This is a genomic window from Nonomuraea turkmeniaca (genome assembly GCF_005889735.1).
GTDB classification, from domain to species: Bacteria; Actinomycetota; Actinomycetes; order Streptosporangiales; family Streptosporangiaceae; genus Nonomuraea; species Nonomuraea turkmeniaca.
In genome coordinates, this window is the sequence record NZ_VCKY01000334.1 from 1 (window position 1) to 9,385 (window position 9,385).

The following is a 9,385-nucleotide window of genomic DNA, read 5'->3' on the forward strand; positions in this document are numbered from 1 at the left end:
CCCCCGCCCGACGGACGCCGGCATCGGCCCCGTCCCGGCCGGCACGGAGCCAGGCGGGAGCAGCGAGACCAGTGGGCCGGGCGCGCCCCCGGACCGGAGCGCCCGGGCAAGCAGGCCGGAGGCGCATCCAGGCGAGAGCGGCAGGTCCGCCGCACATCCAGGCGAGAGCGGCGGGTCCGCCACACATCCGGACGGGTGGCGGGCACGGCTGGAGGCCGTCGTGCGGCAGGCCTGGCGGATCCGCCGGCGGCACCCCTGGCTGGCCGAGGTGCGCGGCACCCGCCACCTCCCCGGCCCCAACGGCGTCGCGCACTACGACTACATGCTGGGCACCCTCACCGGCACCGCGCTCACCGCCGCCGAGGTGATCGCGGTCGTCGGCCTGGTCGGCCGTTTCGTCGACGCCGAGGCCCTGCACCTGCTCGAGACCCAGCGCGAGGAGCGCCGCAGCGGCGTGTCCGAGGAGGACTGGTGGGGCGCGCGCGACGCCCTCTACAACCGCCTGGACCCCTACCCCACGATCTCGTACCTGTGGTCGGCAGGCGGCTGGGACGCCCCCGAGGACTCCTTCGAGTTCGGTCTGCACCGCCTGCTGGACGGCATCGAGACCCTCATCAACGAGCGTGACGAAAAGCGTGATGAAACACAGGCGTGTGAGGAGTGCGGCAGGCCGCTGGAGGCCCCGACGTCCGGCCGCCCGCGCGTCTACTGCTCCCGCGCCTGCCAGCAACGCGCCTACCGGAAACGCAAGTCAGGTTAGGCCAGCACGTCAGAGGGCGAGCACCAGCCGGACCGCCTCCATCAGACTGTCCCGATAGGACCCGCCGAACAACACCACGTGCACGAGCAGCGGATGCAGCTGATACAACGGCACCCGCTCCCGCCACCCCTCCGCAGGCGCCCATTCCTCCCGGTACGCCCCCAGCACCCGATCCAGGTACGGCAGCCCGAACAGCGCCATCATGGCCAGATCCGTCTCCCGATGCCCGCCATGCGCCGCCGGATCGATCAGCGCCGCGGACCCGCCCGACCAGAGCACGTTCCCACTCCACAGATCCCCATGGATCCGCGCGGGCGGCTCGACCGGCCCCGCGATCTCGGCGAACCGCTCCACGGCCCGCTCGACGGCGGCGACGTCCGAGGCAGGCAGCCGCGCCTGCCGTAGGAACGGCAGCACCCGCCGCTCCGCGTAGAAGGCCGGCCAGTCGTCACACGGCGCGTTGTCCATCGGCAGCTCGGCGATGAACCCGGGCCACGGCGCTCCGAAACCCGCCGCCCCCGATCGATGCAGCCGCGCCAACTCCCGCCCGAACCGTTCGGCGGCCGCCGGGCTCGGCCGTTCCTGCTCCACCCACGACAACACGAGCCGATCAGGACCGACCTCGATCACCTCGGGAACAGCGATCGCCTCACCCAGCCACCGCAACCCGGCCGCCTCCGAAGTGAACACTTCGGAAACAACGCCGGTCTTCGCGAACACCTGCCGCCCGTCGAGCACACCGCGGACCAGCCGCCACCCGTGGGACGAGCCGAGCTCCGCGGTCACCTTCATCCGGCGATCTCATCGGCGATGTGCTCGGCCACGCCCGCCGCGGCCGCCTCGACCAGCGCGAGTACGTCCTCGAAGCCTTCGCGGCCCCCGTAGTAGGGGTCGGGCACCTCGGCGTCGGCCGGCGCCGCCGGATCGAAAGAGCGGAGCATCCGCACCTCCACCCCGGTGGGCGCCATCCGCCGCAAGTTGGCGAGATTGTCCAGGTCCATGGCCAGCACCAGGTCGTAGCGGTCGAACCAGTCCTTGGTGAACTGCCTGGCCCGGTGCGCGGAGCCGTCGTACCCATGCTCCGACAGGATCCGCAGCGCCCTCTCATCCATGGGGTCCCCTTCGTGCCAGCCGCCCGTCCCGGCGCTCTCGACGACGACCCGATCGGCCAGCCCACGGTCGGCGAGGGCCTTCCGCAGCACCACCTCGGCCATCGGCGACCGGCAGATGTTCCCCATGCACACCAGGCATACGCGATACGTCATCTCCCCAGGATGGCCCTTAGACGCTATTCATTCGACCCGGCACACCTCTTCGGTCGTCAGTCACTGCTCGTTCTACTCTCGTTCACTTTTGCCCGGTGTTATCAGAGGCGTCGAAGTACGGAACTCACTAGGGACGAGGAAATACCGTGACCCGTGGACAGCGCCGCCTCAGCGCGGTGGCGACGGCCGCCATCGTTGTGGGGCTTTCCGCCGCTTGCGGCGGCACCAACACCACACCGCCCGCCGGGGACGGCGCAGCTTCCGCTCCTGCCAGCCAAGGCGCCGGCGCCGAACTCGCCGGGCAGGTCAAGGTTGACGGCTCCAGCACGGTCGCCCCGCTGACCAGCGCCGCCGCTGAGTTCTTCAGCGAGGAGCAGGCCAAGGTCAACGTGACCGTGGGCACCTCCGGCACCGGTGGCGGTTTCGAGAAGTTCTGCAACGGCGAGACCGACATCTCCAATGCCTCCCGTCCGATCAAGGACGAGGAGAAGGCCGCGTGTGACGCCAAGGGTGTCAAGTACACCGAGCTCACCGTTGCGACCGACGCGCTGACCGTGGTGGTGAACAAGGAGAACACCTGGGCCACCTGCCTCACCGTCGACCAGCTCAAGAAGATGTGGGAGCCGGGCGCGGAGAAGAAGATCACCAGCTGGAACCAGATCGACCCCAAGTTCCCGAACGAGCCGCTGAAGCTCTTCGGGCCGGGCACCGACTCCGGCACGTTCGACTACTTCACCGACGAGATCAACGGTGAGGAGGGCGCGAGCCGCAAGGACTACAGCCCCAGCGAGGACGACAACGTCACCGTCCAGGGCGTCGAGGGCAGCAAGGGCGGCCTCGGCTACTTCGGCTACACTTACTTCGAGGAGAACGCCGCCAAGCTGAAGGCCGTCGAGATCGACGGTGGCAAGGGCTGCGTCGCGCCGAGCGTCGAGACCGCGCAGAACGGCACCTACGCCCCGCTGGCCAGGGCGCTGTTCATCTACCCCTCCACCGCGGCGGTCAAGCGGCCTGAGGTCGCGGCCTTCCTCGACTACTACGCGACCAACATCAACAAGATCGCGACGGACTCGAAGTTCATCCCGCTCAACGCCGAGCAGGAGAGCAAGCTCAAGGCCGACCTCGCGACGCTGAAGACCCAGTGATGGCAGGCGGCGACACCGCGACCGTGCCGGGGACCCCCCAGTCCCTGGCGCGGTCGCGCCCGCGTTATGGCGAGATGGCCATCAAGGCGATCCTCCTGATCGCCGCCCTGGTCTCCGTCGCCACCACGGTCGGCATCGTGGTCTCCCTTCTGGAGCCAACGATCAAGTTCTTCGGGGAAGTCAGCGCGGTGGAGTTCTTCACCTCCACCGACTGGGGACCGCTGTTCGAACCCCCACACTACGGCGTGCTGCCGCTGGTCAGCGCGACCCTCATCACGACCGGCATCGCGATCGTAGTGGCCGTGCCGCTGGGCCTGGCCTCGGCGATCTACCTGTCGGAGTACGCCAAGCCACGCGTCAGGAAGTTCTTCAAGCCGGTGCTCGAGGTGCTGGCGGGCATCCCGACCGTGGTCTTCGGATTCTTCGCGCTGAGCTTCGTCACTCCGCTGCTGCGGAGCGTCCTCCCGTTCGAGATCGAGATCTTCAACGCGCTCAGCGCGGGCCTCGTGGTCGGCTTCATGATCATTCCGATCGTGGCGTCGCTGTCCGAGGACGCGATGTCGGCGGTGCCGAACAGCCTGCGCGAAGGCTCCTTCGCCCTGGGCGCCTCCCGGATGATCACCTCGCTGCGCGTGGTGCTGCCCGCGGCCTTCTCCGGCATCGTGGCGGCCGTCATCCTGGCGATCTCACGGGGCGCGGGCGAGACGATGATCGTCTACATCGCCGGTGGCGGCCAGCCCAACTTCACGCTCGACCTGGGCCAGGCGATGCAGACCATGGCCGCGTTCATCGCCGCGGCGGGATCCGGCGACGTCCCGGTGGGCACGGTCGACTACGACACCATCTTCGCGGTCGGCGCCCTCCTCTTCGTGATGACGTTCGTCATGAACTTCGTCAGCGCCCGCCTGGTGCGGAAATATCGTGAGGTGTACGAGTAATGGCTGTTCTCTCGACGCCACGCTCTGCCGTGGAACTGGCGAGCAAGGGACGTCCGGTCAAGGAGATCTTGTTCCGGACCGTCCTGCTCGCCAGCCTGGCACTGGCGCTCATCTTCCTGATCGCCCTCCTCACCTTCGTCCTGACGGAGGGCTGGCCGCGGCTCGACGCCCGGCTCTGGGAGAACATGCCGTCGATCCGCAACCCGGAGATCGCCGGCGCCCAGTCCGCCATCACGGGCACGCTCTGGGTCATCTCCCTGACCGCGGTCTTCACGATCCCGACGGGCATCGCCGCCGCGATCTACCTGGAGGAGTACGCGGACCGGACCCGCTGGTACAACCGCGTCATCGAGCTCAACATCCAGAACCTCGCCGCCATCCCGTCGATCGTGTACGGCATCCTCGGCCTGGGCATCATCGCCCGTACGATCGGCCTCGGCTTCAGCGTGATCACCGCGTCGATCACCCTCGGCCTGCTGGTGCTCCCCATCGTGATCATCGCCTCGCGCGAGGCGATCCGCGCGGTGCCGCCGTCCATCCGGGAGGGGTCGCTGGCCCTGGGCGCCACGCAGTGGCAGACGATCTACCGCCAGGTGTTGCCCGCGTCGATCCCCGGCATCGCGACCGGCTCGATCCTGGCGCTCTCCCGGGCCATCGGCGAAGCCGCCCCGCTGATCATGCTGGGTGCGGTGTCCTTCATCCGGTTCAACCCGGACGGCATCTTCGCCAGCTACACGGTCCTCCCGATCCAGATCTTCAACTGGATCTCCCAGTCGCGCGAGGGCTTCCACGTCCTGGCCGCCGCCGCGATCGTGATCCTGCTGCTGATCCTGCTGCTGATGAACTCGGTGGCGATCTGGCTCCGCAACCGCTACCAGAAGCGCTGGTGAGGAAGAGTATGACCGAGATAGGAACCCCCATGGCGAACGTCACCGTCCGTGGCCCCGAGGCTCCCCGAAACCTCGAGGCCCTGGATCCGGTCTTCACCGTCTCCGACCTCAGCGTCTTCTACGGTGACTACGAGGCGGTGCGCGAGGTCGACATGCTGATCGGCAATCGCGAGATCACCGCCATGATCGGCCCCTCCGGCTGCGGCAAGAGCACGGTGCTGCGTTGCTTCAACCGGATGAACGACCTGATCCCCGGCGCCCGCCCGGCCGGCAAGATCCTCTACCACGGCGAGGACCTCTACGGCGACCACGTGGACCCCATCGAGGTACGCCGCCGCATCGGCATGGTCTTCCAGAAGCCCAACCCCTTCCCCAAGTCGATCTACGACAACATCGCCTACGGCCCCCGCGTCAACGGCATGAAGGGCAAGATGGACGACCTGGTGGAGCAGGCGCTCACCCAGGCGGCCCTGTGGGACGAGGTCAAGGACAAGCTCAAGCAGAACGCCCTGTCCCTGTCCGGCGGCCAGCAGCAGCGCCTGTGCATCGCGCGGGCCATCGCGGTCAAGCCTGAGGTCATCCTCATGGACGAGCCGTGCTCGGCCCTCGACCCGATCGCCACCACCAAGATCGAGGACCTGATGCAGCAGCTGGCGCGCGATTACACGATCGTGATCGTCACGCACAACATGCAGCAGGCCGCTCGCGTCTCCCACCGCACCGCGTTCTTCACCGCCGAGGTCGACGACAAGGGCGTGCGGCACGGCCGCCTCGTGGAGTACGACGAGACCAGCCGCATCTTCACGAACCCGACCGACAAGCGCACCGAGGACTACATCACGGGACGCTTCGGCTGATGACCCAACAGCAGGCGGCATCCACGATGAACGGGGACGCGAGGACCAAGCCCGTACTGCTCATCGCCGATCCGGACAGCGCCGTGGTCGAGGATCTGGCCACCGCCCTCGAACGCGAGGGCGTGGCCGTCACCGGCGCGCCTGACGGGGCTCAGGGGCTGCTGCAGGCGGGGGCCCTGCAGCCCGACGTGGTGCTTGTCTCGGCCACGCTCCCGGTCATCGACGCGGTGGAGTTCGTTCGCGCGGTACGGCTCGCTCGGGCCGTACCGGTGCTGCTCGGCGTCGGAGAGGGGCACGCCGAGCAGGCCGTACGCGCCCTCGCGGCCGGCGCCGCCGCCTGCGTGGCCCGGCCCTACCGGGTGCCGGAGCTGCTGCCGTTCATCCAGGCCTCCTCGCCCGAGTCGCGCAAGGTGCTGAGCGTGGGCGGGGTCGAGCTGGACGTGCAGGCCTACCAGGTACGCGTGGGCGGTCGGGTCGTGCACCTGCCACTGAGGGAGTTCGAGTTGCTGCAGTACCTCATGCGCAACGCCGACCGCACGGTCACCCGCGAGCAGATCATGCGGAACGTGTGGCACGCCGCCGCCACCACCTCCACGAACACGATCGCCGTGCACGTCAAGCGGCTGCGGGCGCGGCTGGGCGACGAGGACGACCGGCTCATCCAGACGGTACGCGGCGTGGGCTACCGGCTGGTCACTCCGGGCATGTCCGGAAATCTTGCATGATCTTCTTGGTGACACCTTCGACGGTCGCGATGCCGTACCCGACGTCGGAGCTGCCCTCGGTGAGCACGGCCACGGCGTAGTCGTGGCCGTCGCCCCTGATCAGGCCCACGCTGATCACGGCCCAGCGTTTGGTCGAGACCCGCTTCAGCCAGCCGTTCTTCAGCGCCACCCGGTCGCCGGGACACGCGGCGGCGCTGATGCCCCAGTCCTGGCCGTCGACGACCTTGCCCATGAGCCCGAGCACGCGCTCGCGGTCCTTGAGCGGGCTCTTGCCTGACACCAGCGCGCTCATCAGGCGGATCTGGTCGTCCAAGGACGTCCGGGTGATCCCCCAGCAATACAGGTCGAGACAGTCCCCGGAGACGCCCTGCGTGTGCTTCAGTCCGAACCGCTTGCCGGCCTTCGTGAACCCGGGCGCGCCACCGATGCGCAGCCAGAGCCGGTCGGCGGCGTGGTTGTCGCTGTAGCGGATCATCAGGTCGGCGTCCCGCCTGACCGCCTCGGGCAACTTCTTCCACCGTGTCTTGAGCAGCAGCGCCATGAGGATCTGGACCTTGGCGGTGCTCGCGGTGATCAGCCGCTCGTCCGGGTGGTACCGGTAGACCTGCCCGGTCGCCAGGTCCTTGACCATGGCGGTGACCGGTCCAGGGCGGCCGGCCAGGAAGCGGTCGAGGCGCTTGCTGATCCGCTTGGCCGAGATCGGCGCCAGGGTCTGCTCGACCGCGACGCTCTCCATCCCCGCCAGTGCCGCCTCCTCGGCCATGGTCACCCGCCACACGGGACGAAGCGCGGGATTCGGCTCCACGGGCACCGTGATCAGCGAAAGGACCAGGGCGAGCGCGAGCACCACCCGTGCTGTCGCCTGCCCCCGGCCCCTGATCACCCGGGCATTATCACGAAGAACCGCGAGGCACCGCTAGACAGCCGCGCCGGTCAGTTTCGCGATCGAGTCGTCGTCACAGGTCTCCCAGAAGCTGCCCACGACGTCTTCGAGATGATCCAAGGACTCGGCCCGGAACAGCACGTCCTGATATTTCGTGATGTCGTAGTGCGTCGCGCCCATGGCCGCCAGATCCAGCGGCCTGATGTCCATGCCGCGGAACTCCTCGATCTCCCCGTACGACGACAGGATCCCCGCCCCGTACGCCCGGAGCTCGCCCCGCTCCCGCATCACCCCGAACTCCAGGGTGAACCAGAACACCTTCGACACGAACTCCAGCGCCTCCTCCCCCTCGACCCGCCGCGCGGCCTGGCCGGCCAGGCGGTAGAGGGCGGCGTACCGGGGGCCGGCGAGGGCGTTGGCGTGCCCGATCACCTCGTGGACGACGTCCGGCTCCGGCGTGTAGAAGGGCACGGAATGGTGGCGGATGTACTGCGTCGAGTGGAAGAGCCCGTCCGCGAGCACCCCGTAGAAGTCCCGCAGCGGCACAAGTCCCGCCGCCGGCAGGTACCGGAACCCGGTCAGCGGCTCCAGCAGCCGCGAGACCTCCTCCAGCTGCGGGATGCGCTCGGCCGGCAGGCCCAGCCGGGCGACGCCGTCGAGGTACTCGCCCGTGGCGTACTTGGCGTGCTTGATCGCCAGCTCCCTGCTGACCATCGCCCACACCTCGTGCTCCTGCTCGGTGTACTCGGCCTCCGGGATGGGGGTGCCCGGACGGTAGTCGACCGCGAGCCTGGCGATCGCGTTGCGCCGCGCCCGGTAGACCGGGTCCGCGAACCCGGGGTGCGACGCCGAGAGCTCGACCACCACCGACCCGTCGGCCTGGGCCTCGATCGGGGCGAAGTACTGCGCTTCCTCAAACATGTCCGAATAACAGCAAGTTCCGCTTTTCTTGGCAAGAGCGCGCAGTTCTACTGCGCGATACGCTTACTTTCGTACCCTATGAGCCGCATGTACTAGTCGAATCGCACACTCCTGGGAGGGCCCGGTATGGACGAGCTGGACACCAGGTTGCTCGTGACCATGCGGGCCAACCCGCGCGTCGGCCTGACCGAGCTCGCCCGCCTCCTGGGTGTCGCCAGGGGTACGGTGCAGGCCAGGGTGGAGAAGCTGACCGCACGCGGGGTGATCGAGGACTTCGGGCCCACAGTGTCACCGGCCGCGGCCGGGCATCCGATCCTGGCGTTCGTCTGGTTGCAGATCGCACAGGGGCGGCTGGAGGAGGCGGTGGCGGCGCTGGGGGCCGTACCGCAGATCCTGGAGGTGCACGGGACGAGCGGCCAGCATGACCTGCTGTGCCGGGTGGTCGCCAGGAGCACCGATCACCTGCAGGAGGTCATCGCCCGCATCCTGGCCTCGCCCGCGGTGCAGCGTACGGACACGACGATCGCGCTGTCCACGCAGATCCCGTACCGCGTCGAGCCCCTCCTCGAACGGGGCTAACGCGCCATTCCCAGCAGGTCGAGAATACGGGCCGCCTCAGCACACCCGCCGAGCTCGGCAATGGCCCGCCGGTAGTGCAGCATGTCGGCGATGACGCCACCGCGGCTGTCGAGCGGCAGCTCGGTGGGCCGAGCGTGCCCCGATTGCCGGGGTCGGGCAGCACCTCTACCTTGATCGTGGCTAATGGCTCAGGTGATACGGATATGTCCCCATTGCACTACCAGCCGCCCCTTGAGGATAGGGCAGACAACAGAAAAGCCCCGACGCGGTGGGCGTCGGGGCTTTCCCATACAAAGATTGTCCGGCGGTGACCTACTCTCCCACACCCTCCCGAGTGCAGTACCATCGGCGCAGAGAAGCTTAACTTCCGGGTTCGGAATGTAACCGGGTGTTTCCTTCCCGCCATAACCGCCGTAACCCTG

Annotated in this window: 11 protein-coding genes and 1 rRNA gene; 7 read left to right on the plus strand and 5 right to left on the minus strand. The window is 68.4% G+C overall.

All coding sequences use genetic code 11. From position 1 onward, the window contains the following. On the plus strand, window positions 1-760 hold a 760-nt coding region (locus ETD86_RS49875; protein ID WP_138673631.1), incomplete at its 5' end, for a TetR/AcrR family transcriptional regulator C-terminal domain-containing protein. Between the two features lie 9 nt (window positions 761-769). Here the strand turns inward: ETD86_RS49875 and ETD86_RS49880 are convergent. Then, complete coding sequence (locus ETD86_RS49880) at window positions 770-1,552, minus strand: fructosamine kinase family protein (RefSeq protein WP_138673632.1); 783 nt, start codon at window positions 1,550-1,552, stop codon at window positions 770-772. Further along, window positions 1,549-2,025: a low molecular weight protein-tyrosine-phosphatase gene (locus tag ETD86_RS49885; protein WP_138673633.1), complete on the minus strand. Its 477-nt coding sequence runs from the start codon at window positions 2,023-2,025 to the stop codon at window positions 1,549-1,551. Before ETD86_RS49885 ends, ETD86_RS49880 begins: the two co-directional genes overlap by 4 nt. A gap of 146 nt (window positions 2,026-2,171) precedes the next feature. Between ETD86_RS49885 and ETD86_RS49890 the strand changes: the two genes are divergently transcribed. The 5 genes from ETD86_RS49890 to ETD86_RS49910 are packed head-to-tail and all read left to right on the plus strand — an operon-like array spanning window position 2,172 to window position 6,580. After that, complete coding sequence (locus ETD86_RS49890) at window positions 2,172-3,170, plus strand: PstS family phosphate ABC transporter substrate-binding protein (protein ID WP_138673634.1); 999 nt, start codon at window positions 2,172-2,174, stop codon at window positions 3,168-3,170. After that, window positions 3,170-4,108, plus strand: coding sequence for a phosphate ABC transporter permease subunit PstC (gene pstC, locus ETD86_RS49895; RefSeq protein WP_138673635.1), 939 nt, complete (start codon window positions 3,170-3,172; stop codon window positions 4,106-4,108). The genes ETD86_RS49890 and pstC overlap by 1 nt, the downstream gene beginning before the upstream one ends. Next, a complete protein-coding gene (gene pstA, locus ETD86_RS49900; RefSeq protein ID WP_138673636.1) occupies window positions 4,108-4,998 on the plus strand; it encodes a phosphate ABC transporter permease PstA in 891 nt (296 codons plus the stop codon). The genes pstC and pstA overlap by 1 nt, the downstream gene beginning before the upstream one ends. An 8-nt stretch (window positions 4,999-5,006) precedes the next feature. Then, window positions 5,007-5,855, plus strand: a complete 849-nt coding sequence (gene pstB / locus ETD86_RS49905) for a phosphate ABC transporter ATP-binding protein PstB (RefSeq protein ID WP_138673637.1) — start codon at window positions 5,007-5,009, stop codon at window positions 5,853-5,855. Beyond that, a complete protein-coding gene (locus ETD86_RS49910) occupies window positions 5,855-6,580 on the plus strand; it encodes a response regulator transcription factor (RefSeq protein ID WP_138673638.1) in 726 nt (241 codons plus the stop codon). The genes pstB and ETD86_RS49910 overlap by 1 nt, the downstream gene beginning before the upstream one ends. On the opposite strand, the gene ETD86_RS49915 is transcribed toward ETD86_RS49910, so the two are convergent. Beyond that, window positions 6,549-7,463, minus strand: coding sequence for a serine hydrolase (locus ETD86_RS49915; RefSeq protein ID WP_246149451.1), 915 nt, complete (start codon window positions 7,461-7,463; stop codon window positions 6,549-6,551). The two genes, ETD86_RS49910 and ETD86_RS49915, sit on opposite strands and share 32 nt — an antisense overlap. Window positions 7,464-7,496: 33 nt before the next feature. After that, entirely contained in the window at window positions 7,497-8,384 is an 888-nt protein-coding gene (locus tag ETD86_RS49920; RefSeq protein ID WP_138673639.1) for a phenylalanine 4-monooxygenase, read from the minus strand. A gap of 126 nt (window positions 8,385-8,510) precedes the next feature. Between ETD86_RS49920 and ETD86_RS49925 the strand changes: the two genes are divergently transcribed. Continuing rightward, window positions 8,511-8,963, plus strand: coding sequence for an Lrp/AsnC family transcriptional regulator (locus tag ETD86_RS49925; RefSeq protein ID WP_138673640.1), 453 nt, complete (start codon window positions 8,511-8,513; stop codon window positions 8,961-8,963). Between the two features lie 299 nt (window positions 8,964-9,262). Here ETD86_RS49925 and rrf read toward each other — a convergent pair. Further along, window positions 9,263-9,379: ribosomal RNA gene (gene rrf / locus ETD86_RS49930) — 5S ribosomal RNA — on the minus strand. Window positions 9,380-9,385: the final 6 nt, after the last annotated feature.

Bases quoted from the DNA above. Each gene is read 5' to 3' on its own strand.
- ETD86_RS49910 (WP_138673638.1), top strand. From the start codon at position 5,855: ATGACCCAACAGCAGGCGGCATCCACGATGAACGGGGACGCGAGGACC.
- pstC (WP_138673635.1), top strand. From the start codon at position 3,170: ATGGCAGGCGGCGACACCGCGACCGTGCCGGGGACCCCCCAGTCCCTG.
- ETD86_RS49920 (WP_138673639.1), bottom strand. From the start codon at position 8,384: ATGTTTGAGGAAGCGCAGTACTTCGCCCCGATCGAGGCCCAGGCCGAC.
- pstA (WP_138673636.1), top strand. From the start codon at position 4,108: ATGGCTGTTCTCTCGACGCCACGCTCTGCCGTGGAACTGGCGAGCAAG.
- pstB (WP_138673637.1), top strand. From the start codon at position 5,007: ATGACCGAGATAGGAACCCCCATGGCGAACGTCACCGTCCGTGGCCCC.
- ETD86_RS49880 (WP_138673632.1), bottom strand. From the start codon at position 1,552: ATGAAGGTGACCGCGGAGCTCGGCTCGTCCCACGGGTGGCGGCTGGTC.
- ETD86_RS49885 (WP_138673633.1), bottom strand. From the start codon at position 2,025: ATGACGTATCGCGTATGCCTGGTGTGCATGGGGAACATCTGCCGGTCG.
- ETD86_RS49925 (WP_138673640.1), top strand. From the start codon at position 8,511: ATGGACGAGCTGGACACCAGGTTGCTCGTGACCATGCGGGCCAACCCG.